Genomic DNA, 24,236 nt, shown 5'->3' on the forward strand with positions numbered 1-24,236 from the left:
TTCTTGTGAAATGAAAAGCATTTGAGAGTATTGGGCATGTACGCCATTTCAGTAGGTCATTATATCAAGATTAATGCTAGCATTCGCTGGAAAATGCATAACAAGGCTAGGCAGCACGACCCATTTTTCGTTGCGCTTCGCTCCACTACAAATGGTCGCTTGCTGGCGGCGTTAAACGTATTATGAAATTCAAGCACCTACTGCTAGCAGTGACTCTGATATGGAGCCTTCAAACAATGGCTGACGAGGCAATGGTTTATGCTGAAATGGACTTCACAGTTGGAGAAGAAATCATTTTAGAGAGCGGGTCGCCCGAAAATAGCTTTATGGTTGTGTTTGAAGACGATGGAGATACAGGGTATCTCTATGGTTTGGACAGGAACCGAAACGGCAACCCGATTTTAGACGCTTTGCATATTTATAACGTAGCAGATGTAACCGACAAGCATCTGTTATCTGAGGCGCAAATCGTCTGGTCAGGAGATGGAAATAAGACCCTACTGTTGATAAACGGTTATCCGCACGCTGCCTTCGATTTCTTAGGTAAGAGAGGCTACTGCCGCACCAACTTTCCACCACCGGACGAAAAATGGACACAATACAGTCATGAGTGGAGCGATGACGTGTTGGAATTTTTCTAAGCCACGTTTAACAAGTCGCGCAAGGCGTGGCATTTTCACTATGTGTTGGCTTTAGTGATTATGGTGGTTTGCGGCGGCTTTGGTATTGCGTTGCTCACCCCTTTAAAAGGCGTTAACTGTATCGAGAACTCATGAGTGATATCGAGGTAATAGAGAAGTTCGTATCGTCGTGGTCAGATCAAGAAGAACACCCTAAGGCCACTGATCAAGAAATAAAGAAGGCCGAATCTCTATTGGGATTTAGTCTTCCTGCTGCTTATGTAGAAATGGTTACAAGGTTTGGGAGTGTTTACTGCCCGGGTCTTCTCGATGCCATCGTGGCAGTCGAAGCGGATCTGCCAGATGTGCAAAATTTCGATCTCCCAGATGATGTGATCAAGAACATCAGAGCATACTCAGGAATGGGGATGCCAGAAGGTTTCGTTTGCTTCGCTTCTGATTGCATGGGGAATATGTTCTGCTTCAAAGCAGAGGAATGCGAATGGGAAGGAGAGCCAGGAATATGGTTCTTTGATCATGAATTTTGTGAGATAGAGAAGGTGACTCGCAATTTTATTGAGTGGCTGGAGGCGTATGTTCAGCTTGCCACAGTTAACAAGTAGCAGCAGGCCGACCTTCGGCGGCTGTGCTGGGCGTTATACATAAACCGAGCTTGATGTCATGAAGGTAGGTCTGGAAAGCTGCGCTGATTTATTCGAAAAATTGAAGTATGAGAAATCGAAGCTCGACAAAGAGTGGAATGCTTATGATTTTTTCAATTTCACGGTCACTGCTTGGCACTTGCAGAATGATTGGCTAAAAAATGATCGCGAAGGGAGGCCTGCCCACGCGATGAGAAAAATTAATCAGGCCCCGGAACAGATGAAAGAAGTCGTAAATATTGCTAGAGATATCACCAACGGCAGTAAGCACTTCAAGTTGGATAAGCCAAACATGGATAAGAAAGTGGTAGAGAAAGTGCATGCCCCTGAAATCCGAGATTGGCATTCATATTTTTTTGGGCCCAAGCATGGTATTTCAACTAAATCTGCGTATTACTCTACATCGGATTTCTTGTTTCTTGTGCATGAATACTTCGTTTGGGTATTCTCCGATAATTTACCTGCAACAGAGTTTCCAAAAAATATTGCTGAACATCTCAGCTTGTGCAGCATCAGCAATATATAACCAATGCAGGCACGGCGACGCCCACTACATTGCGCTTTCGGCTCCATTGCGTGGGCGCGCATGCTGCAAGCGTTATATCCTTGGAGTTCGGTTTCGATGAGAGATGACCAGTATTTTGTATCGGTTAGCAAGGCACTGCTCTCTTACCAAATGGTGGAGGAAGCGCTAAAACTGTGTATCGGAGTTTCCTACGAGGTTATAGCTGCATCGAATCCACCAGAGGTCAGCTTCAAGTTTTCTCCAGCAAGCATCAATGACGCACCATTAGGGAACCTTGTTAAGATGTTTGCCAAGGTTTCCAATAACCAGGCACTAATCAAAGAGCTTCAAGCGAAAGAGCTCGGGAAATGGCGGAATTTTTTCGCCCACAATGCGTTTGCACATGAGTTCATGAGTCGGAACTCCCAAAGCTCATACACGCCGCATTCTGTCGAGGAAGTACAACAAGTTTCCCTTTATGTTGGAGAACTGGTGCTTAAGCTCGGCGAAGAGTTAAAAGCACTGCAAAAAGTTCATGCCCGGTTGCAAAGTGATCATAGACAGATATAACCATAGCAGGCACGGCGACGTTTTTTCCATTGCGGCTCGCCTTTATTACCAAGCCGCGCTTGCTGGCGGCGTTAGCTTCTCTTGAGGCAGGTTTATGATTCTATACAAGTACATGTCCTTCGGTGCCGCTCGAAAGGTGATCGATACGCTGTCACTAGGATTTTCATGTCTTGAAGATTTGAACGATCCTTTTGAATGCACAGCCTTTGGTTTTAAAGATAGCGACGAGTCTATAAGCGCGAAAACGGCCACGGATGCTTGTAGAAATCGTTTCTCGAGGAAATACGGTGTTTTATCGTTGACTCGTCAACCGTTAAATGCGCTTATGTGGTCGCATTATGGAGACTCTCATCAAGGAGTAGTCCTTGGGTTCGATTGTGATTCGGCTGGCTTTTCAGACCCACAAAGAAATGTGATCCCAAGCCAGTACGGAGAGATGATCTACTCAGCTACGAAGCCGCACAACGATCTACCCGTGATTGGCGAGCATGAGCTGCTGAATATTGGTGGTAGCCTTCGTTTTGACTCAAATGCCTTCAATCTAATGAAGAGAGCTTTTCTGTACAAGTCTCTCGAGTGGGCATACGAAGAAGAAGTCCGTATCGTAAAGAATATAGCGAATATCCCCTTCGGTTATCACACAGGCGGTGGTCGCTATCGTGAATGGAATAAGGTGACTGTCTCTGGTCGACCTCTATACTGCTTTGATGTAACGGAGACTTCGCTTAAAGAAATTTACTTGGGGCGACATTTATATAGGAATGTTACCAAGGGTGGCTCTGTTACTGATGAAGAGTTGAAAGGTGTGCTTCAATCTTGGGGAAGAAAAGATATAAAGATGATGCAGTGTGAACCCGATGTTTACTCGTGGAACCTCGTTGCAAAACCATTTATCAACAAAAGCTAGCCAGTGGCTATTGGCGGACGCACCTACGCTGGCGCTTCGGCACGCCGCAAAGCCAGGCGTTATGTACTTTGGTGGCAACCGGAGGAATGGTGAGAAGTTTCGTCATTGCGATTATTTTGATATTGCCTCTGGTAGCCTGTGTTTCTTCAGGTGGACTAACTGAAAGTATTCGGAACGAGCTTATCGAAATGGCTGCAGAAGACCAAGAATTCAGAAGCAGATTGGCACCAATGCTTTCGACGGTAGATTTTAGCGCCCCTCCCACAGGGGAGTTCCTGGCATTGGTTAGCGAGCAAAATGAAATTGACACAAGAAATACACTTAGATTACGAGAAATAGTTGATGCTCATGGATGGCCCCAAAAGAGCGAGGTGGGAGAAGAAGCAAGTAAAGCTGCGCAGTTGCTAGTTCAGCATTCCGCACTTGAACACCAGAAGTATCTACTTCCCAGTCTTAAAGAGGCTGTTTTACAGGGTGAGGCAGATGCATCAAGCATGGCGATGTTAGAGGACGATATCCTTGTGGTGGAAGGTAACGATCAAATCTTTGGCACGGAAATAACGAGTAGTCCTGACGGCGGCCTGATGCTATATCCAGTGCACGACCCTGAGAATATTAATGCTCGAAGACTTGCAGTGGGCCTTCCAACTATCGAAGAGTATATTGGCCATGCGGAGTTCGAGTTAGGAAGGAAAATTGATATGAGCACACTGAATCAGGAGTAATTGTCATTTTTTCAGACGCACATAATAAGGTGCAGCAATTCGCGCCTGGCGGCGCCTGACACTCGCTTCGCTCGGCCGCTCTTGGCGGCGTTAGAATTCAAGGAGGAACTTGATGAAATGTTTAGCGGTGGTTTCACACCCTTTAAAAGAGAGTTTATGTCACTATTTGATGGATCAAACAATTGCGCATTTAGAGTCTAAGGGTTATCAAGTTACGCTACTTGACTTATACGAAAGCAATTTTTCACCTACGCTGACGGCTCGAGAAAGACACAGCTATTATCAGCCGGATTTTGACCATTCTTTGTTGGAGCAGGAAATTTTCCAATTGCAGCAAGCGGAGTCTCTCGTGTTAGTTTTTCCTACTTGGTGGTTTGGTTTTCCTGCCATTTTAAAGGGGTGGTTTGATCGAGTGTGGGCTCCTGGGTACGCATACAATCATGCGTCAGATTTAGGTGCAATTACTCCTTGTCTAGATAAATTGCAAGAAGTAAAGGTTATCACTACGCTAGGTTCTCCTTGGTGGGTAGATAAGCTTGTTCTTTGGCAGCCAGTAAAGCGGATACTAAAAGTAGCTTTGCTAGGTGCGTGTACAAAAGGTTGTAAATTCGAGATGCTTTCATTTTATAAAAGTGAGAGTGCATCAACTTCAAGGGTTGAGTCTTTTGTAAAAAAGATAAAGACTAAGTTTTAGTGTTGATATTGAATTCTAATAGATTGCTTAAGAGTGATTCGTAACGCGTGGCATTTTTGGTATGCGTAGGCTTACGTGTTTAAGGTGCGGTAACTTTTGCATTGCGTTACTCACACCTTAGTAAGGCGTTAGGAGCAAGGCGCACCCAGGTGCTTTGCGATCCCCCAGTGTGACCTTATGGCCTCTCTACTGCAGGTGCCAGGCAACGGATACTCCGACCATGCCAGCACCCAGAACCAGAATCTCACGTTCCATAAATCCATTAATTTCTTATTGGGCTCGTGCAGTTTGTGCCTTGTGACTGCGCTTCATGCGTTGGCGCACCCAGGCAACGGTAATTGCGGTAATCAGGATGAACCCGATGTAGCCGAACACGGGGTACACCATGCCGACCAGACTGACAAATCCAAACATGCTGCAGGCATAGGCAATGATGCCCGCTATTAAGGATCCAACGCGGAAAGACGTGGTATCGGCCGGCAAAAATCGGGATGAAAAAGAGTAGAGGCAGCCCACTGCGGTATTGAAAATCATCAGCAGAATGACGACCGACACCAGCGAGGAAAGCGCAGGGGAAACCTCTAGTGCTAAAGCCAGCATCGGCATAGGCGTATCGACTAGGCTGTCCAGACGCGACAGCATGGCCAGACTGATCGTCATCATCAGCGCACCCAGGGTAATGCCGCCAAGAATACCGCCCCAGGTTGCTTTGCGGCGGTCTTTTGCAGCACCGCTGGAGATGGCAAGAATCGCGACGCAGCCGAAGATGTTATACGAAACGTACAGCATGGCGCCCAGTGCCCAATGGCTGGTGGCTGCGTTTTGGTCGAGTGCCAACTGGTTCAGTGTCGTCAGGTCGGTTTCTCGGGTTGCCAGTGCGTAGATCGCGATACCCAGTGCCACCAGAATCAGCAGAGGAGTGATGCTGCTGATCAGCGTGAGCACTTTTTTCAGTTTGAGACAGGTGGCTGCAATCACCAGCAGAGTCACCAGTGCGCTGCTCCAGGCTGCAGGTAGGCCCAGTTTTTGTTCCAGCAGTGCACCGGCACCGGCCAGCATCACTACGGCTATGGCAAACATGAAAAATGTCATCAGCAAATCGATGGGCTTGCTAAGCCAGGGGCCACAGATAGCTCGCACAACTTCCTTGTGAGAAGTCGCTTGAAGCTCGCTACCCAGATTCGCCAGTGTCATGCCCAGGAAGATAAAAGCGGCAGTACTCAGCGCGACACCTGCCAGCCCCCAAACGCCGAAGCTAACAAAGAATTGAAGCAGCTCCTGGCCTGAAGCAAAGCCTGCTCCAACCAGAAATCCGACAAAAGCGCCCGCGATTTTCAATACATCTTTCATGGTGCCAAATCCTCAGTTTCTTATTTTTCTGTGCCAGTTAGCTGGCTGAATTAGGCTTCACCGACCCAGGCTTGCACTTCTACTTCGACATCAACGCCCAGTGCTAGGCCTGCTGTCACGGTGGAACGAACCGGCAGACCTGCTTCGAAATAGCGTTTGTAGACTTCGTTAAAGCCCGCAAAGTGCTTCATGTCCGACAGCCAGACGGTCGCTTTAACGACCTGCGCAAAACTTGCACCACAGTGTTCAAGGGACTCGCCGATACGGGCCATGACCGCTTCGGTTTGCTCTTCGATACTGCCTTTGACGACTTCGCCTTCAGCAGTCATGGGAATCTGGCCTGAAAGCATCAGGAAACCTCCCACGCGAACGGCACGGGAGAATGGGAAGGGCAAGTCGCTGGGGATACGTTCGATTGAATTGGACATGGGGTTATATCTCGTTGATGGCTATTGAGTGGCCGAGCCGCACGGGCGGCACGATAGAATCACAATTTCTCTTATATGATAATTATCGTAAAAGGGAATATCAAATGTGAGAACCTTAAAGTCAAGCTGTTTTCGGGATACACTAGGACTTCGTATTCATAGCCAGGTCGAGCCGCGAAGCTTTCATGCCAACAGACTCACAATCCCAGCCGTCCGATACACTGATCGACCGAGTACTAGTCGGCTCTCGCCTAAGGGCTCACCGTAAACAGCAGAAATTCACCCTTAAGCAGGTGTCTGAGAAAAGTGGTGTTGCGCTTTCGACGCTGTCGAAAATGGAGTTGGGGCAGGCAACTGTCAGCTATGACAAGCTTGCTGCTGCCGCACGTGTTCTGAATGTCAGCCTGTCCCAGCTGTTCAACCCTGAATCGGGTGCAGACAGGTCAGATCAACCAACGGTGGTCACCAGCAAAATTTCTGAGGCGACTGGGTATGCTACTGGCAGCTATGAATATCATCCTATTGCGGGTGAGTTTCCCGGTCGGAGCATGATGCCGGTTTATGCTCGGATTCAGGCGCGTGATCTGGGTGAATTTGAAGACTTCATCCGCCACCCCGGAGAGGAGTTTGCCATGGTGCTATCGGGGCGCGTCTGCATTCACTTTGAAAATGGTGAAAGCATCAGCCTGGGTGAACGAGAAACGGCTTACTTCAACAGTTCCATCGGGCATATTTATCTGGCCGAGGGTGATGAAGATGCAGAAGTAATAGCTGTGATGTCGGAACCCAAAGAGGGCGATCTTCAAGGCTGAGCCAGCTATCAGGCTTCGCCAATTTCGTGAAAACGTAGAATGTAAAGGGGGAGCCCCTGACAGGTTCCCCACCTAACCACACTGGCCAGCTTCGTCAGTCGGCATGCCGATGAGATTGAAGCACTATCTGAACAAGTGCTGCTGGTGTGCTATTTGCAGAGCGGAATAAGTTACTTTATTAGGGCAAATACAGTTTTCAACTCACTTGAGCTGAGCGTTCAAGTGGCTGAATGCCGATATTAAGATGACTCAGCCGGATGACCGGCTGAGTAAACTAATAAGGAAAACAGGCGACGGAAACGGCTCGAAATCGGGCTTTTCTTCAGCCTCGTGATAGGTACTCATGACACTACACATTGAAACTCCTCTGATCGAATTCCGCACAATGAGCGTTACCACTGGACGTTCGGTCTGGATTAAGCTTGATGCACTGCAGCCGCCCGGTTCATTCAAGATACGGGGCATTGGCCATGCGTGTGAAACCTATCTAGCTCGAGGTGCTCGAAGGTTCATTTCGTCATCTGGAGGAAATGCTGGCTTGGCTGTCGCCTACGCCGGTCGTCGGCTAGGTGTTCCGGTTACGGTTGTAGTGCCGGAAACCACCACTGAAAGAGCAAAAGAACTGCTGCGGTTGGAGAAAGCGGAGGTCATCGTGCATGGTGACTCCTGGCAAGAAGCCAACGCCTTTGCACAATCGTTGATCGGCGCATCGGATGCATTTCTCCACCCCTTTGATGATCCGCTGCTTTGGCAGGGCCACGCCACGCTGATTGATGAAGTTTTTCGTTCCGGTCTTAAGCCCGACGCTGTCGTGCTTTCCGTTGGCGGAGGTGGTCTGCTTTCAGGTGTGGTAGAAGGGCTTCATCGTAACGGATGGAGTGATCTCCCCGTTTTCGCCGTAGAAACTACGGGTGCCGCCTCATTTCATGCAGCCGTAAACGCCGGTCATACGGTCGAGTTGGAAAAGGTAACAAGCATTGCCACCTCACTTGGTGCCAAGCGTGTTTGCGAGAATGCTTTCCAATGGTCAAAAACTCACCCTATCCACAGCGTCGTGGTATCAGACCAAAGCGCACTGACTGCCTGCGAACGTTTCCTTGACGATCATCGCATCGTGGTAGAGCCTGCCTGCGGTGCGAGCTTGGCAATGGCGTATGAGAATGCATCAGAACTCGAAAATTTCAGCAATATATTGGTCGTAGTATGTGGCGGCGCTACGTCCACGATTGATCAAATCAGGGATTGGAATAGCGGCAAACACGCCCTATAACAAGGCCAAGCAGCTAAGATCATTAACTGCCCGCTGCTAACGCTGGGCTTTCAATGTTGCCTGATGAGGCGACGGGAATGACTGCTTCTCTCCAGCTGTCATTCCCGCATGCCGTTAGCGGGAATCCATTTCGATTTAAGCACCCTAGCTTCGGCTGAAAAGGTCAAATTGGATTCCCGATAACCACACTCGGGAATGACGGGGCTGAGGTGGTTCAGGAATGACGGGATTGAGGTGGTTCTGGAATGACAGGGCTGAGTAGATTGGTTCATGCTCCTCTGCATTCGCCAAGCCCTACATCACCCTCTGAAAGAAGTCGATGCCCAAGCCTAGTGCACCGCGACAGATCAAGTCGTTGAAACCCTGCGTTACGTCCTCAAAGCCTAAGCCCATGCGTCTCCCGCAACATCGTCACTGTATTAGCAGTGTTGTAGGAGGGCGCTTCAGCGCGCGATGATCACGCCACATAAGCAAGCTAGCCACCCCGTAGAGCGGCGTAACGCTTGGCGAGGAACGAGCCAAAAGGTAGCGTTAGCTGCACAAAGCCTGCTCCAGCTCAATTTTTCTTCAAAGCCACGTGACCTAAGCCAAATTTATCAATAAAGTATGATTAAATCGTAAAAACGAGCCGGCACGCGAATTTTGGATATGTTGCCATGCTGGGTAAATAAGATTATAAAACAGTGGTTTAAGATTTTTTGGGTGGCTAGATAACACCAATAAACGTGCTGGCATGTTCAAGGGTGTTATGCAGAAGGCTATATAATCGCTGTTATAACTCTCCACGGTATGGATGAAAAATGAATATTGAAGTAACAGATAATCCTAATAAAAATGACCTTGAAGTAATAAGTAAAGGTATTCAGTCGTTTAATCAATAGCATATGCCAGATGAAGTTGTGTTCGAGCCTGACACAAAGTTTGCGGCATTTGCGAAAGATGAAAATGGCAAAGTTTTAGGTGGTATTCGAGCAACAGGTTTCTGGAATTATTGCATCCTTGAGCTGCTTTGGCTCTCAGTGGAAACTCGAGGTAAAGGTGTAGGGAATAAGCTTATGGACACCGCAGAAAAATTTGCTAAAGAAAAAGGCTTTCAATACATGCGTACAGAAACTCTTAGCTTTCAGGCTAAACCGTTCTATGAAAAACGTGGGTACAAAGTTTTTGGTGAGCTGCCCGATTATCCCAAAGGTCACACGACATACTGCCTTGTAAAAGAGTTATAACAAAGCGTTTAAGACAGATTCCCAACGCATGGCATTTTTAGTGCTATCGTTGGGTGTTGTGTTTACGGTGGTCTGGTTAGGTTTAGTGGTAGCGTTGCTCACTACTTAACGCGGCGTTATGTGAATGGAGGTCAAAATGTCTTCTGTACCTAGAAATAAGGATGAATTAGAGCTAGCCATAAAGTCAATATTTCCAAAACTAATGGCTGACTATCGCTCAATTCCAGAAAGCAAAGCTCGTAAATCTGGCGTCGAGGGAAACGTCAAAGGTACAATCATTAGCGTTAGTGATACAGTGGCTTACTTGATTGGTTGGGGAAAACTCGTTCTTAAATGGTATCGCCTACAATCTCAAAATCAGCATGTGGATTTCCCTGAAACTGGTTATAAATGGAATCAACTGGGGTTACTCGCCGAAAGTTTCCACGAAGAATATCGTGACTGGAAATACGATGATCTGCTTGTTGAGCTAGAGTCTACGGTTAACGAGATACTTTTACTTATTTCCAGTTTAAGTGACTATGAGTTGTATGGTGTAGCGTGGTATGAGCAATGGACTCTAGGGCGCATGATTCAGTTTAATACGTCATCACCTATGAAAAATATGCGTACAAAAGTTCGGCGCTTCAATCGAGAATTCACATAACAAGGCGTTTAAGAGTGATTCTCAACGCTTGGCATTTTCGGTTTGTATCAGCTTTAGTGTTTACGGCACAATGGTTTAGGTTGGATGGTAGCGTTGTTCACACCTTAACGCGGCGTTAGCAGGCACTGAGTATTATGACCACGATTCTGTTTGCTATAGTATTTTCCCTGACCATTGTGTATGCAGTTGTTTCTAGCATCTACGCTGTAAGGCTCTCTCGAGTTATTGAGGGCTGCGATGATTGGTACGCGTTTCTTCTCAACGTACAACATCACACTATGGTGGGCGGACCGTTAAAATATGATATCGGAAGTGAGCCAGTTATCCCGGAGTATGCTGTATTAAAGGGCGTCATTCGCGCTTTTTACTTCAGTTTTATCCCGCTAACAATATTGGCGTTCCTGTCTCACTTTTTGGGGTGGTGAAGGTGCCTGCTAACAAGGCCAAGCACAATCGCACGGCAAAAAGCCGCCGTGCTGGACGGCCTACGCTACGCTTCGGCCGCCTGTGTTGGCGGCGTTATGGCGCTCAGTAGATCTGCGGAAAATAATCAGAAAGGAATTCGGAAAAGATGATACGTAATTTTTACACTTGTGATAAAGAAGTCGACGAAAATAGCCATGATGGAGAAGGTTCAATAGATATCTATCGTGCATTCAGACGTAAAGATTTCGATGGTGCTTGGGACTTTGCCATCCGTGTCGTTATGCCACCGGGAAGTTCTATGGGTGAGCATACTCACGGAGACGATGAAGAAATGTATATCATTTTGAAAGGTGAAGGCACTATGACCATTGAAGGTGAGGACAGAAAGGTGGCTTCAGGAGATATGATAGTTAATAAACGTTTTGGCACCCATAGTTTGGTTAATACATCGGACAATGAAATTGAGTTACTAATAATCCAAGCAAGTCTAAAGTAAATCGCCATAACAAAGCGTTTAAGGTAGATTCGCAACGTGTGGCATTTTCGGTTTGATTCAGCTTAAGTGTTTACAGCACAGTAGTTTAGGTTGGGTGGTTAGCGTTGCTCACTACTTAACGCGGCGTTATATGCAAGGAGAGCATCGTGGTGCCACCAATCGTAAAATCAGGTGAATGGCTTACAGCAAACACCTATTAAGGCTCTTTAACGTGGTAATTTACCGAGCCTTCTCCTGTTAGGTTTGGTCGCCTTTTCGCTTAGCCAAACGGGCTGAGCTGGGGGGAAGACCCAATAAGTATCAAGTTAAAACACTCGAACATTGCTACGCGCCGCCAGTGTTTGAGATGTTAGCCACTTTTATGATGTTGATGTCGGGGGAATGGTCAATGCCGGTACGGCAATTGCTGACTCATCCTGTTCTTTTTCCCCATCTTCTCGAAGCATCTCAATGATCGCCTGCTTCAGCCAGTTGTGCCCGGCATCGCTCTCCCGCCGTGAGTGCCATACCATGCTGAACTCAAAAGGATCAATGGGGTAAGGCGGTGTGAAGAGCTGCAGTGGTGAGTCCTTCAGAAATAGATCAAAGCTGCGCCGAGCGGCCGTCAAGATCAAGTCCGTATTTGGCACCACATGGCTGGCCACTCCCCAGTGGGGTAGGGTCATCGCAACCCGGCGGCTGACGCCTTCTCTATGCAATGCGTTTTCTATCTCATTGCTTTCACTACTTTGCATGGCGACTAGGACATGCGGTCGCGAGAGCCACTGTGTTTTATCAAGATCGCCCGTTTGGGGCAGCGTGTTTTTATCCGCAGCACAAACGAAGTGCTCAATGAATAGCTTATGAGTACGTAACTCATCCGAAAGAGGCGGCTGAAACACGCCAAAAGCCATATCGACCTCCCCATCATGGACACCTGCCAGCATCGTGACGCGGCTGCCCTGAGAAACTTGCAGATCAATCCCTGGAGCTTCTGAACGCAATCGCCTAACCAAACCAGGAAGCACTACGCGAGCTCCATAGTCTGACATGGCAAGCCGAAACACTCGTTTCTCATGGGCGGAGTCAAAGGCGGGCTGTTCAATCAGCGCGCCGAGCTGATGCAGTGCTTCTGTTAATTTCGGTAGCAATTCATTGGCACGTGAGGTGAGCTCCAGCTTGCCTGCTCGTCTCATCAGCAGCGGGTCGTCAAAGATGGCCCGCAGATTGGCGAGAGCATGGCTGACGGCCGGTTGGCTTTTATGTAAGCGCTGGGCCGCCCGCGACACGTGCTTTTCCACCAATAGCGCGTGCAGGGTAACCAGTAAGTTGAGATCAATGCGTCTTAAATTATTCATGAGGCGAATATCGTAAAATAAGAAAATGAATTTCAATTTATGGCGTGAATCATAAAAGATAAAAGACCTTTTGCAATGTCTCAGGAGTCTTGTCATGAATTCATCTTTCACATTAGTGGCGCTTGCGGCTGTGGCGGTTATCGCGGGTGCCTTGGTGCCTTTTCAAGCTGGCAGCAACGCTGAATTGGGCCGAGCGCTAGGCCACCCCCTTTGGGCGACACTGGTCTCTCTGGTTGTCAGTATGCTTGTCGTAATACCCATCGTGATTGCCATGCAAGTGCCTCTTCCTACCCTGGGGGCCATCAGGCACATACCGGCTTGGGCCTGGCTGGGCGGTGTAGCAGGAGTCATCTATATTTCGTCAGCGTTGGTTCTAGTACCACGCGTCGGGGCGACCAACTTCATTGTGTGTGTTATTGCAGGGCAACTGATTACTTCACTGTTGTTGGATTATCATGGCTGGCTGAATCTGCCCGTGAGGGAGGTCAGCATTGGGCGTTTGGCAGGTGTCACGCTGGTGCTGGTGGGTATGGTGACTGTGCAGTGGTTTTCGCCGACCATTGCATCGCCTCACCAGAGTTCTACACAGGTAGCAACTGAAGTCTCTGGAGCCGCTGAGTCCAAGGGATGACACTTCCGAACACCTGTAGAGTTGAGTGCCCTGTTTGTAACTGCCCGCTGTTAACACTGGGCTTTTAACGTTGACTGATGAGGCACGGTGCCTAATAAGGCGACGGGAATGACTGCTTCTCTCTAGCTGTCATTCCCGCATGATTTTAGCGGGAATCCATTTCGATTTAAGTACCCTAGCTTCGGCTGAAAAGGTCAAATTGGATTCCCGATAACCCCACTCGGGAATGACGGGGCTGAGGAGATTGGTTCATGCTCCTCTGCATTCGCCAAGCCCCTACATCACCCGCTGAAAGAAGCCTATGCCCAAGCCCAAACACCTCCCGCAATGCAACCCGTTACTACATTAATAATGTTGTGGGAGGGCGCTTTAGCGCGCGATGATCACGCCACATAAGCAATCTAGCCACCCCGTAGCACGGCGTAACGCTTGTCTAGGAACGATTCAAAAGGCACCCGCGATAGCTGCCCAAAATTTGCTCCAGCTCAATTTCTCTTCAAAGCCACGTGACCTAAGCCAAATTTATCAATAAAGTATGCTTAAATCGTAAAAACGAGCTGGCACGCGAATTTGGGATATGTTGCCATGCTGGATTTATAAATCTATAAAAACAGTGATTTATGATTTTTTGGTGTGGCTAGATAATACCAATTAACGTGCTGACATGTTCAAGGGTGTTAGGCTATATAATCACTGTTAGGAGGTAAACTTGACCGATAGAATTTCAGGAATATCAGACTTCCTGCTTCAGCTAGATGCCCTTAAATCCGTGAATCGCCGAACCTACATTAATGGCGGAGAGCGGATCGAAAACTCAGCCGAACACTCATGGCATTTAGCAATGGCCTGCTGGGCTTTCGCAGAGCTACTGCAGGATGATTATGATGTGCCGAAACTCATTAAACTTTCACTGCTCCACGACCTTGGTGAAATTGGTGCAGGAGACACTTTTCTTTACAGCAAAAATAGAAATGAGGCACATATTGAAGAGCGTCTGAGTGTTAAAAAAATTGCTTCGCACCCCGGAAATCCAATTGAAAATATCGTAGAGCTTTGGGAGGAACAAGAGACTGGGGAAAGCAAAGAGTCTAAGTTGCTGAAAGTTATCGACCGTTTATTGCCATTTCTCCACAACATTACCAGCGAAGGTCGAGCGTGGAAGGATAATGGCGTGCATAAGAGCCAAGTATTAAAAATGCATCAGTTTATTGAAAGTGAAAGCCCAGAAATATACGGATGGTTTATCGAAAAACTTGAATATGCCGTTGAACAAGGTTGGCTAAATGCCTCCTAACAAAAAGCTGCACGCGGATACATATTGCTACGCTCATTTTTGTGCATGTCGCGGTGCTCCATTCTCACACAAAAACGCTCTCCACAATATGCACCGGTGAGCTTTGCGTTAGCACTTTTATAGAATCAGGAGATGGCCTTGAGAAAACCCCGTTTATTCATAGCTTCGTCCGTTGAGACCTTGCCGGTAGCTGAAGCTGTCAATGTGAACTTGGATCATGATCTTGAGGTCACAATATGGAAAAACGGAACGTTCAGGCTCTCCTCGTCTGCAATTGATGACCTCGTAGAAAAATCATCCGCCATTGATTTCGCTCTCTTTATATTCGCTCCGGATGACATCGCCCAGATACGAAGCAGGGCAGAACATGTTGTGCGCGATAACGTAATTTTTGAAATGGGCCTATTCGTTGGGGCGATCGGTAAAGCTCGCTCGTTTATCCTGAAGCCGCGCGATATCGAAATGCACTTGCCAACGGATCTTCTGGGTGTAACACCTGCTGACTATGATGCAAGCCGATCAGATAACGATCTTATATCAGCGACTAATCGTGCTTGTGCGCTGATCAAATCTGAGATTGATCGAATTGGTTTGATTGATCATGCGAGCGTGTCAGCTACACAGAGAATTGTCGCAAATCCAGCAAATTACACGCTCACGGACCAGGATTATCGGTTCCTCGCTGCTTGCTTACAAAGCCATACATGCGACCCGAGAGGAATGGCTTTCTACAGAATCTCGAACAGTTTTCGAGGCATAAACGAGGCGGTCCTCCAGCTCTCGCTCGTAAAGCTTGAGAGAATGGGGTTGCTGGATAAGGTCATCGAAACCGATGAGCAAGACGGATACGATTATTTTGCATATTCGATTACGGACTTGGGGGTAGATACCCTATTAAAGAACGAAGATGCAATCCAACCTAAACGCCCGGAGCCGGTCGATGACTTTGACGATGACATCCCGTTCTAGCGCTAACAATACGCGTCACACGGATGCCCTTGTCTCCGCTTCGCTGCGTCAAGGTCACCGGTGCGCTCTGCGTTAGGAGTCCAAGTTCCCCATGATCATTGACCCATGGCTAAGTCGTTGGCTACCCCTTGTCCTTGAACGTGCAGAAAATGGTTGTGTTCTTGAGGTTGGTTGCGGACCTGGAGATGACACAGAGACGCTTTCAGCAGCTGGATTAAAATTGCATGCTTTCGACGTTTCAAGCTTGGCAGTAGAGAAGACTAAAATTCGCGTTCCCTCTGCAACGGTCGAGTGCATAGATATACAGGAGCCGTTACCGGAGCAAGCAACAGATTTGGGCGTCATCGTCGCAAGTCTTTCGTTGCACTACTTTGCTTGGGACGAGACTCAAGTTATTGTTCAACGAATTCGCTCGGCCCTGCGTCCTGGTGGGGTTCTCCTCTGCCGCCTGAACTCCACCACGGATCACAACTTCGGAGCAAGTGGCTACCCGGAAGTTGAACCTGATTTTTTCCTAGTCAATGGGGAGCCCAAGCGCTTCTTCGATAACCAATCTGTCGAGTCGCTATTCGAGGAAGGTTGGAATACTCTCTCACTGGAGCATTTCACGACAAGGAAGTACGTCAAGGAGAAGGCATTGTGGGAAGTTGTCCTTGAGCGTCGCGACACCTAACCATTTACTTGAGCAGACACACAACGACTAAAATACCAGTCGTTGTGTGCCGCTCAGCTCAAACGTTATGCCCCTATAGGGAAATGAGCAATGAATGAAGAATGGAAAAAAGCAGTAGTTCACTTAGAGTGCGCGACCGATAGCGAACATTTCTATGATCGAATTAAGAGAATGGATGAGCTAAGACAAAAACTCGAGAGCGGTGAAATTTCGCAAACAGAATTCGGTCAAGAAATATCCGGAAGGAGTCGAGATTTAAGATTTCATGGTACAGCTTTATTCATTTCTCACAATCAAAGGCGATATCTACTAACAGCTAGACACGTTCTATTTGATGAACATTCTGCGAAGAGAGAGTTAGAAGAAGAGATACAGAGAACCGAAGGATGGCCGGAGCATTCAAGAGATCATATTCTCTCTTCTGCCAATGAAAGAGCGCTTAATAATATCTTTAACATCGTCTTTAGGGTCCCCTCCCTCGATGAAGTAATGTCAGGAAGCGATTCGGGCCATCGAGAGTTTTTGATGAACCTGGGTGCTGGTGCATCGTTCACCGTGCCATACACATTTTCTTCTCCCGATTTGGATTTGGCTCTTGTTTCACTGGATCAGCGAGATGAACGGTTCGCTGATGAACTGATTGCTTTGGGGTATAGCCCAATTCCTTCGGAACTAATTGAAGATGGCCCCTCTTCCGAAGGTACAGAAGTGTTTACAGTAGGATTTCCTAGTGCGACTGCTCTATTAGGGCAAGTTAGCCAACACCCCGCATCGGCACACTGGTCTTCAAGCCACTTATCATTACCCGTTTTTTCATGGGGGAAAGTTTCTATGTTGCATGCTCAATTACCGTTTTATTGGTGTGATATGAGCATATATCCAGGAAACAGTGGTGGTCCTGTAATTGAGAATGGAAGGTTAGTCGGCGTAGTAAGTGCCCAGGCGACACTACCAATTGATGATGCTCCAAACGTAAGAACTAGGATTCCATTTGGTAAGATAATCAAAACGTGCTTTGTCAAACAGCTTCTTGAAACACAAGAAGCGAAAGATCAGAGGTAATGGCATAACAAGCGGCTGCTAGGGGCTGCATTACACTACGCTCTATGCAGCCCCAGAGCCGAGCGTTAAGCCTCACAAGGATCATAGATTCGTGGAAAATCGAAACCTCCAAGAAAAATTCAAGTTGGCAAGCTCTGACCAGCTCCTGAAGTGGCTGGTTTGGATATTTGTCTCAGCTATTGCTGCAGTCGCGGCAGTGTTCATTTTCTATATCTTCAACTTTCAGGGCAGTCTCACTTTGGAGCACGAACGCTGGGGCACGTTTGGTGATTTCATGGGAGGCACGTTAAGCCCCATACTAAGCTTTTTAGCCTTAACGGCACTGTTGCTCACGATAGTTCTTCAAAATCGGGAATTAGAGGCAACTAGGGCAGAAATTTCGCAATCAAGGATTGCCGCTCAGGAACAAGTGGCTCACTTTAAGAATGAAAGCAAAAAAACTGATGTATATAAAACCATCCAGGTTTTAGAAGGACGGCTTGAAAAACTGTATCGAGAGCCAATATATTTCGTCGCTGGAGATCAGCTTCGAGAACGTGAGCTGTATTTTGTTTTATCTTTTGCAACTGATGACGCATTGCAGCAGATCATTAAGCCAGAAGAGAGCCCGCCAGCAGAATTTGAAACTGAATTGGTGAAGACTAAGTCACTCCTGATGCAGCTTCATCTAACGATTGTAAAGCTATCAATGCAGCTCACAATGCTCGCTCAGTACCGTGATAATAATGCGCTTCTATTTTTTTACGAGCCTACTATCCGGCATCTGGCGGAAAAGCTAGACGAGATTGGTTATTTACCTCCAGATGACAAAGAAACTCTCAGAATGAGTTCGGAAATAAGGCGCAAAATGGTGGATGGACAACATCAAGAAGCTTAACAAGGCAAGTCACGGCGACGTCTACTGCATTGCGGCTTCGCCTCCATTCCGAAGCCGCGTGTGCTTAGCGGCGTTAAAAATTCGAGGTAGCTGTGGCTGACTCCCGCGTAAGGCTAAAAAAGACTAACCCTGAGGTACTAATTGGCAACCTTCGCGGCGAAGTCGGTGAAGCTATTACCAATTGGATAATTTTGAGGCAGCTAATCGGTTCAGCGAATCATCTGCAAACTGATGATATTCAAGCAGATATGAAGAACGAAAGCCTCGCATTTATCTACGCAGTAAGAGATCGGATCAGCAATGACCTGGTGCTTACGTTGGCAGAGCTTTCGGAACAGAAGATCGGACAAACTACGTTTTATTTCGCGTCTGAAAAGCTAGGAACACTGCAGGACGAGGTTCAAGAGTTCAGACGGTTCATAGTGGCTAACAAGCTCAAAGAAAAAAGAAATCGTGAGATTGCTCATCGTGAACAGCCGGAAGAGTGGCCTCAGAAAGGTGATATCAGGATCACATATGCAACTCTAACTGTCGCTGTGGCGAAGGCGATTCGGCTGATGAAGAAAATTGATTCAGAGTTTTTGGGTAAAGAAGCTTTTATACAATGGCAAAAAATGCGAGCAATGCGATATGACTTGGCTATGCCCGCACGAGCCAAATACCTGCTTCTTCCTCACATGGCGGGATAGCCAATAATTTCTAACAAATGCAGGCAAGGGAGGCTCCTGACGTCGCCTGTAGAAAAACTCCGCTGAAGGCTAAGTTTTGCTAGGATCGGAAAAACAGTCGAGAAGTGTTCTGCATGCCACGTTTTAAGCTCTATAAACTACCAAGATCTGCTCCAACTCAGTATCTTTGAGCACCAGTTAGACCTATCCGTTTTCCATGCCGAGTACCGCAACTGTGCGACTGCTCGGATGGCTATGCTATTAATCCAGGCTATTCAAGGCGATCCATCAATATTATGGCGAGAAAAACACTCAGTTTGAAAACGAAAAGGCAGCTAGATGCCAAGCCCGCCGATGAAGTTGAAAGTCCATTTCCTGATGATCTCGAAAAACGTTTTTTAAATGGCGTGGCGATTCATCCTAGCCCACGCATTGTTTTAGAGCTTGGCTCTTCGCAGCGTAGTGTGCGGGCGATGGATTTGATTACGCCTATTGGGATGGGGCAGCGCGGGTTGATTGTTGCGCCGCCGGGCTCTGGCAAAACGACGCTGTTAAAACATATCTGTCAGGCCGTGGCAGGCGCGTATCCTGACATAAAGCTGTATGCCTTGCTGATTGATGAACGCCCTGAAGAAGTGACCGATTTTAAGCGCAGTGTGTCGGCAGAAGTCCATGCCTCATCTTCAGACGAAAGCTACTCACACCATGTGCATTTGGCCGATAAGCTTCTTGAGACGGCGCGTAAGCAGGCGGGTGAGGGTCATAATGTGATGATTGTGATCGATTCGCTTACCAGACTCTCGCGGGTGCATAATGCCGAGCAGCGCGGCAATGGTCGTACCATGTCGGGTGGACTGGATAGCCGTGCGATGGAAATACCACGCAAACTGTTTGGCGCTGCGAGAAAGATCGAAAACGGTGGGTCACTCACCATTCTGGCCACCGTACTGGTGGATACCGGAAGCCGTATGGATCAGGTGATTTTCGAGGAGTTTAAGGGCACGGGCAATATGGAAATCGTGCTGTCACGGGAAGTGGCGAATCAACGGATTTTCCCGGCGATAGATATTGCCAAAAGCAGTACCCGCCGAGAAGAGCTATTGATTGATGCGAAAGATATTGAAAAAGTACGCGCATTGCGTCGAGCGTTGACACATCTTAAGCCAGTAGAAGGGGCGCAGAAACTGCTGGCGTTATTGGATAAATATCCAACCAATGCCGAGCTGTTAGATGCGTTTTTACCCGCCTCGTAAATGTATGCGATCAAGAAGCTCACTTCTGTAAGAGGTGAGCTTCTTTGCTAGTTCTTAGCGCTTGCTTTTTTTAGCATGGTTCAAGTTGGAAGCGGGGACGGCTTTTTTAACCGGGAAGCTCTCAACTTCTTTGCGCTCAATAATGTTGTTTAAGCGCTTTTCAATCGCACAAAGGTTCTTAAAGTCACTGATGTCGACAAGAGAGATGGCTTCACCTGAGGCTCCCGCGCGGCCGGTGCGGCCAATGCGGTGGATGTACTCTTCTGGCTGGAAAGGTAAATCGTAATTCACCACGCGGCTCAGCTCACCAATATCCAACCCTCGAGCGGCGACGCCCGTGGCCACTAGGTACTTCAGTTCGCCTGTTTTGAACTGCGCCAAAATCTTTTCGCGCATGGCCTGGCTTCTACCACCATGAATGGAATCCGCTTGAATACCGCGCTTTTCCAGTTGAGCAACCAGCTTGGCTGCACTGTGTTTTTTCTCGACAAAAATAAGCGCCTGATCCCACGCTTGCTCGTTGATCAAGTGGCTCAACAGGGCAGACTTGGTGTCTTTGTCTACCGTGATTAGCCACTGTTTGATAGTGGCGGCGGCGCGAATGCTGGGAGAGATGGAGATGTCAGACGCCAGGTCGGTCATCTTACTATCTGAAAAACCGTAGGCCAGGGCGCGAACGTCGCCGGTCATGGTGGCTGAAAACAGTAGGTTCTGACGGTTTTCAGGCAGGCGTACTAAGATTTTGTGGATGTCATCGACAAAACCCATATCGACCATTCTGTCCGCTTCGTCCAGCACCATAACTTCAAGTTCATCAAAGTGCAGCGCACGCTGATGCGCTAAATCCAGCAACCTGCCCGGCGTGGCGACCAGAATATCCACTCCTTCGATTAGCCGCTCTTTTTGAGGCGCGGTATCCACACCGCCATACACTGCCATAGAGGTTAACTGCGTGTGTTTAGCGTATTGAGCCACATTGGCTTCGACCTGAACCGCTAACTCGCGGGTCGGCACCAGAATCAGCGCGCGTATGCGTTTGCCGCGCAATGCTTCCGCTTGGCTGAATCGTTCTAGCAATGGCAGAACAAAGGCCGCGGTTTTGCCTGTACCTGTTTGTGCGGTGGCGATTAAGTCTTTGCCCGAAAGAATGGCTGGAATCGCTTGTTCCTGGATGGGCGTTGGCGTTTTGTAACCGAGTTCGGTAATCGCTTGAACAAGAGGACGGGATAAGCCTAGTTTTGAAAATGGCATGAGGTGCTCAGACAGATGGTCGTCAGGTGTGTCAAAAATAAAAGATGACGCAGTATAGCGTAAAAGCAGCCATTCATTACTCGAATAGAATAATTAGCGCAATTGTGTGGAATGGCGCAGTTTATGACCAAAGGACAGAGATTAACTTAATGAATAGTAAGTGATTTTTTATGGTGCGTTTTGTTTTTTATGATCTTTTAAAATTCCGAATACGGTGAGTTTGAATTATTATTAGTGTTTATTAAGTAGATTAGCTTTTACTAAGTAGCCGACCATGGCAGTGGAGTCGCTTTAAGCCACGCATATTTTCGAGCCACAATTGCGGGTGCGCTGCGCTTACCACGCACTACAAAATCAAACGATGGCACGTTTGTGTGCGGCGTAACGCTTGGCGAGGAACGAGCCATAAGGCACCCGCGATAGCAGCGCTACGCATTCAATTAATATCTGATCGTGTGGTCTATTCAGTTAAGGTTGAAGGAGGGTATGTGAAAAAGGAGGAGACGTGCATCATTTAGCAGCTCAATGGATTGTGGGGTTACTGAGAGAAAGGAGTATTCCTTTTTTGATCTGCGGGGGGCTTGCAGCAAAGGGGTATGGTTCAGAGCGTGAGCTTAATGACATCGACTTGTTTGTCCCCGGCGAGTACTTTGCGTCAGTGGTTCAGGCCGGTCAGCAGTTTGTATCCAAAGCTGCCGCTCACCGCCAGGAGGAAGGCTGGGATCTAACCTACGTCCAGTTCAAGTATGAAGGTATTAAAGTGGAGGTGGGTAACGTTGACGGCTCACAAATTTTCGATGCAAGTAGCGAAACCTGGGTGCCGCTCAACATAGATTTTTCTCGTTATTTGACGGTGCATTTGTTGGGTCTTGAGCTTCCTCTTATGCTTAAGGATGATCTGGTGCGGTATAAATCTATACTCGCACGGCCGGTGGATATCGAAGATGTCTGCGCTATCCGTGAGAACGAGGAGCCAGGTAATTCACCCAGTGACAGGTGAGGAGGTTCGAGGAGAAAGAGTGATGAAAATAGTCACTAGAGAAGTGCGTCTGCGCATGAATTTCAGTCAACTGTAGAGAAGTACGATGATCGTAGAAAATGTGCTCCCTGAAAATTATGCAGAGATGCTTAATGTTTGGGAAGAGTCAGTCCGAGCAACTCATGACTTTATAACGGAAGAAGATATTGAGTTTTTTAAACCAATTATCATTGAGCAGGCGTTTCCCGCTGTTACATTGAGGTGCGTTAAAGATGAACGTGGTTCAATCCTAGGTTTTTTGGGTGCCCAAAACTCAAAGATTGAAATGCTATTCATCCTGAATGAAGCGCGAGGGCAAGGTATCGGTAAGGCACTACTGCAATATGCGATTGAGCAGTTAGGTGCAACCAACGTGGACGTCAATGAACAAAACCCACAGGCTGTTGGATTTTACGAGCATATGGGGTTCAAGGTAGTTTCACGCTCACCCATTGATGATATGGGAAAACCCTTTCCAATTCTGCATATGACACTTTAAGGCTCGATTTGTGGTAACCAAGCTTGCTAGAAGAAACGCCCGAGGCTAATAACCTTGGGCGTTTCCGTAGATGGTGAGAAAATCGTTTAACAACGTGTTCAGGGCAGATTCGCAACGCTTGGTTTGGAGGTCATATTTATGACATTGTCCGGATTGTTAACCCCAAAAAAAGTAAGGCCTTGCTTATGAAACGGCTTTTTGTGTCCTAAATCATATTTTAACTAAACTAGGTCATCATCGAAATAAAGGTTTTTGCTATCCTTTTCGCGAAGCGGAAACTAATGTATTTTGAGCAATAGGTGATTTCTTTGGTTATGATGATTATGCAATTAATACTTATAGGTCAGTTTCTTAGGGTTTTGAGGCGAGGCTATGAGTTAAATAGTACGAGGTGGGTTCGGGTTTTTTATGAAATATTTTAAATTTTTAATATATTTTTTTATGTTAATGGTGCTGGCTGTAGGGTTGTTGATGTTAGCTTATGCCTTGTATATGAAATATAGCAGTACCGGCACGGGGTGCAATAATCTTTCGCATGAGGAAATTAAAAGTACTATTGATGGCTTTCATAATGATTTTCCACAAGTTTTTGCAATGAGTGGGTTTCGTATGCAAGAAAGTTTTGAGTATCTTGAAGGGGACTCAGGAGATTTGATATTACAAAGTTTTGAGACGGACTCAGGATATTATCGAGCTGAAATCACATGTGACGGAGGTATTGATATAGACCCATGGTATAATGAAAGATAATTCTGGCTTTAATAAAGAATCTCCATAATTTGGGGTTGATGTTTTTAATATCAAACAATGTGCCGGCGTGGGTGTCATGGGCGTTGTTTAAGGGTTTGATCATCACGCTCTTGGCGTAGTTGACGCACTCGCACCCATTTATCCATGCTCGAATATCCGGCATTCATGGCTTCAGCCACTTCTCGATCAGTGTAATACTGATCGACTACCCGCTGTGCTGCTGCGAGAAAGCTGAGCTGTTTAAAAGTAGAGCCGCTTGAAAAAAGGAGAGTGCTAATGAAAAAAAGCGTTGAGCATACGGAGCAGTTGGCCGCTGTAAATCAGAAAGTCGTTAGCGGTGGGGAAGTTCTTCCTTCGGTTCATCTCAAAGATGGCAGTAAGGTTCAGACGGGAACGGTTGCAACGATGCTCTATAACATTAATCTTTATAACGCTGGCGAACGAGGCCAAGTAGAAAAAGAGCTTGAGCTTGCCGTTCCAACGCTTGTGAAGGTTGGCCTGTTTGACCTTTTTCCTATTGAGGACTGGATAGCGGGTGATAATCCCGGTCGACGCTTTGTAGGTGAATGCGCAAAAGCGTATTTGGCTCGTGCTGGCAGCTAATATGGGCGTTTGCT

Annotated in this window: 29 protein-coding genes; 25 read left to right on the top strand and 4 right to left on the bottom strand. The window is 47.3% G+C overall.

The features are described from left to right. Positions 1–236: 236 nt before the first annotated feature. The 7 genes from NF683_RS14785 (at position 237) to NF683_RS14815 (ending at position 4,683) form a co-directional block, all read left to right on the top strand. On the top strand, positions 237–641 hold the full coding sequence (locus NF683_RS14785; protein ID WP_253920334.1) for a DUF2251 domain-containing protein: 405 nt from the start codon (positions 237–239) through the stop codon (positions 639–641). 131 nt (positions 642–772) lie between these two features. Further along, positions 773–1,243, top strand: coding sequence for an SMI1/KNR4 family protein (locus NF683_RS14790; protein ID WP_253920335.1), 471 nt, complete (start codon positions 773–775; stop codon positions 1,241–1,243). Positions 1,244–1,301: 58 nt separating this feature from the next. Next, positions 1,302–1,808, top strand: a complete 507-nt coding sequence (locus tag NF683_RS14795) for a hypothetical protein (protein ID WP_253920336.1) — start codon at positions 1,302–1,304, stop codon at positions 1,806–1,808. Positions 1,809–1,904: 96 nt separating this feature from the next. Beyond that, positions 1,905–2,357 (top strand): hypothetical protein, encoded by a 453-nt coding sequence (locus NF683_RS14800; protein WP_253920337.1) that lies wholly within the window; start codon positions 1,905–1,907, stop codon positions 2,355–2,357. 94 nt (positions 2,358–2,451) lie between these two features. Further along, entirely contained in the window at positions 2,452–3,264 is an 813-nt protein-coding gene (locus NF683_RS14805; protein ID WP_253920338.1) for a DUF2971 domain-containing protein, read from the top strand. Further along, positions 3,225–3,989, top strand: a complete 765-nt coding sequence (locus NF683_RS14810) for a DUF6624 domain-containing protein (protein WP_253920339.1) — start codon at positions 3,225–3,227, stop codon at positions 3,987–3,989. Before NF683_RS14805 ends, NF683_RS14810 begins: the two co-directional genes overlap by 40 nt. 112 nt (positions 3,990–4,101) lie before the next feature. Further along, complete coding sequence (locus NF683_RS14815) at positions 4,102–4,683, top strand: NAD(P)H-dependent oxidoreductase (RefSeq protein ID WP_253920340.1); 582 nt, start codon at positions 4,102–4,104, stop codon at positions 4,681–4,683. A 270-nt stretch (positions 4,684–4,953) separates the two neighbouring features. Here NF683_RS14815 and NF683_RS14820 read toward each other — a convergent pair whose 3' ends face one another. Continuing rightward, on the bottom strand, positions 4,954–6,033 hold the full coding sequence (locus NF683_RS14820; RefSeq protein ID WP_253920341.1) for a YkvI family membrane protein: 1,080 nt from the start codon (positions 6,031–6,033) through the stop codon (positions 4,954–4,956). Positions 6,034–6,083: 50 nt separating this feature from the next. Continuing rightward, complete coding sequence (locus tag NF683_RS14825) at positions 6,084–6,461, bottom strand: RidA family protein (protein WP_198350256.1); 378 nt, start codon at positions 6,459–6,461, stop codon at positions 6,084–6,086. A 185-nt stretch (positions 6,462–6,646) separates the two neighbouring features. Here NF683_RS14825 and NF683_RS14830 point away from each other — a divergent pair, with 185 nt between their 5' ends. The 6 genes from NF683_RS14830 (at position 6,647) to NF683_RS14855 (ending at position 11,337) form a co-directional block, all read left to right on the top strand. Next, the gene (locus tag NF683_RS14830; RefSeq protein ID WP_051626445.1) at positions 6,647–7,273 is read left to right on the top strand and encodes a helix-turn-helix domain-containing protein; all 627 of its coding nucleotides are present in this window, start codon (positions 6,647–6,649) and stop codon (positions 7,271–7,273) included. A gap of 343 nt (positions 7,274–7,616) precedes the next feature. Beyond that, positions 7,617–8,543 carry a pyridoxal-phosphate dependent enzyme gene (locus tag NF683_RS14835; protein WP_253920342.1) on the top strand — a complete coding sequence of 309 codons (927 nt, stop codon included), beginning with the start codon at positions 7,617–7,619 and terminating at the stop codon, positions 8,541–8,543. A gap of 884 nt (positions 8,544–9,427) precedes the next feature. Then, entirely contained in the window at positions 9,428–9,769 is a 342-nt protein-coding gene (locus NF683_RS14840) for a GNAT family N-acetyltransferase (protein WP_253920343.1), read from the top strand. Positions 9,770–9,905: 136 nt separating this feature from the next. Beyond that, positions 9,906–10,415, top strand: a complete 510-nt coding sequence (locus NF683_RS14845; RefSeq protein WP_253920344.1) for a ClbS/DfsB family four-helix bundle protein — start codon at positions 9,906–9,908, stop codon at positions 10,413–10,415. A gap of 134 nt (positions 10,416–10,549) precedes the next feature. Further along, the gene (locus NF683_RS14850) at positions 10,550–10,840 is read left to right on the top strand and encodes a hypothetical protein (protein WP_253920345.1); all 291 of its coding nucleotides are present in this window, start codon (positions 10,550–10,552) and stop codon (positions 10,838–10,840) included. A gap of 146 nt (positions 10,841–10,986) precedes the next feature. Further along, positions 10,987–11,337 carry a cupin domain-containing protein gene (locus NF683_RS14855; protein ID WP_253920346.1) on the top strand — a complete coding sequence of 117 codons (351 nt, stop codon included), beginning with the start codon at positions 10,987–10,989 and terminating at the stop codon, positions 11,335–11,337. A gap of 359 nt (positions 11,338–11,696) precedes the next feature. Here NF683_RS14855 and NF683_RS14860 read toward each other — a convergent pair whose 3' ends face one another. Beyond that, complete coding sequence (locus NF683_RS14860) at positions 11,697–12,674, bottom strand: LysR family transcriptional regulator (protein ID WP_253920347.1); 978 nt, start codon at positions 12,672–12,674, stop codon at positions 11,697–11,699. A 94-nt stretch (positions 12,675–12,768) separates the two neighbouring features. Here NF683_RS14860 and NF683_RS14865 point away from each other — a divergent pair, with 94 nt between their 5' ends. The 8 genes from NF683_RS14865 (at position 12,769) to rho (ending at position 20,101) form a co-directional block, all read left to right on the top strand. Continuing rightward, positions 12,769–13,305 (top strand): DMT family transporter, encoded by a 537-nt coding sequence (locus NF683_RS14865; RefSeq protein ID WP_253920348.1) that lies wholly within the window; start codon positions 12,769–12,771, stop codon positions 13,303–13,305. Positions 13,306–14,014: 709 nt separating this feature from the next. Further along, positions 14,015–14,599, top strand: coding sequence for an HD domain-containing protein (locus tag NF683_RS14870; protein ID WP_253920349.1), 585 nt, complete (start codon positions 14,015–14,017; stop codon positions 14,597–14,599). A gap of 138 nt (positions 14,600–14,737) precedes the next feature. Further along, complete coding sequence (locus NF683_RS14875) at positions 14,738–15,568, top strand: TIR domain-containing protein (protein ID WP_253920350.1); 831 nt, start codon at positions 14,738–14,740, stop codon at positions 15,566–15,568. Positions 15,569–15,659: 91 nt separating this feature from the next. Beyond that, positions 15,660–16,241: a class I SAM-dependent methyltransferase gene (locus tag NF683_RS14880; protein ID WP_253920351.1), complete on the top strand. Its 582-nt coding sequence runs from the start codon at positions 15,660–15,662 to the stop codon at positions 16,239–16,241. Between the two features lie 90 nt (positions 16,242–16,331). Then, the gene (locus NF683_RS14885; RefSeq protein ID WP_253920352.1) at positions 16,332–17,303 is read left to right on the top strand and encodes a trypsin-like serine peptidase; all 972 of its coding nucleotides are present in this window, start codon (positions 16,332–16,334) and stop codon (positions 17,301–17,303) included. A 91-nt stretch (positions 17,304–17,394) separates the two neighbouring features. After that, positions 17,395–18,180 (top strand): hypothetical protein, encoded by a 786-nt coding sequence (locus NF683_RS14890; protein ID WP_253920353.1) that lies wholly within the window; start codon positions 17,395–17,397, stop codon positions 18,178–18,180. A gap of 92 nt (positions 18,181–18,272) precedes the next feature. Continuing rightward, positions 18,273–18,869, top strand: a complete 597-nt coding sequence (locus NF683_RS14895) for a hypothetical protein (protein WP_253920354.1) — start codon at positions 18,273–18,275, stop codon at positions 18,867–18,869. Positions 18,870–19,144: 275 nt separating this feature from the next. Further along, positions 19,145–20,101 (top strand): transcription termination factor Rho, encoded by a 957-nt coding sequence (gene rho / locus NF683_RS14900; protein WP_253920355.1) that lies wholly within the window; start codon positions 19,145–19,147, stop codon positions 20,099–20,101. A gap of 54 nt (positions 20,102–20,155) precedes the next feature. Here rho and NF683_RS14905 read toward each other — a convergent pair whose 3' ends face one another. Further along, entirely contained in the window at positions 20,156–21,352 is a 1,197-nt protein-coding gene (locus tag NF683_RS14905; protein ID WP_253920356.1) for a DEAD/DEAH box helicase, read from the bottom strand. A 505-nt stretch (positions 21,353–21,857) separates the two neighbouring features. Here NF683_RS14905 and NF683_RS14910 point away from each other — a divergent pair. The 4 genes from NF683_RS14910 (at position 21,858) to NF683_RS14925 (ending at position 24,222) form a co-directional block, all read left to right on the top strand. Next, on the top strand, positions 21,858–22,352 hold the full coding sequence (locus NF683_RS14910; protein WP_253920357.1) for a nucleotidyltransferase family protein: 495 nt from the start codon (positions 21,858–21,860) through the stop codon (positions 22,350–22,352). 85 nt (positions 22,353–22,437) lie between these two features. Continuing rightward, positions 22,438–22,869, top strand: a complete 432-nt coding sequence (locus NF683_RS14915; RefSeq protein ID WP_125747167.1) for a GNAT family N-acetyltransferase — start codon at positions 22,438–22,440, stop codon at positions 22,867–22,869. Positions 22,870–23,277: 408 nt separating this feature from the next. Beyond that, positions 23,278–23,619 (top strand): hypothetical protein, encoded by a 342-nt coding sequence (locus NF683_RS14920; protein WP_253920358.1) that lies wholly within the window; start codon positions 23,278–23,280, stop codon positions 23,617–23,619. Between the two features lie 276 nt (positions 23,620–23,895). Then, a complete protein-coding gene (locus tag NF683_RS14925) occupies positions 23,896–24,222 on the top strand; it encodes a DUF7709 family protein (RefSeq protein ID WP_253920359.1) in 327 nt (108 codons plus the stop codon). Positions 24,223–24,236: the final 14 nt, after the last annotated feature.

Source organism: Halomonas sp. MS1 (genome assembly GCF_024182575.1).
Lineage (GTDB): Bacteria > Pseudomonadota > Gammaproteobacteria > Pseudomonadales > Halomonadaceae > Vreelandella.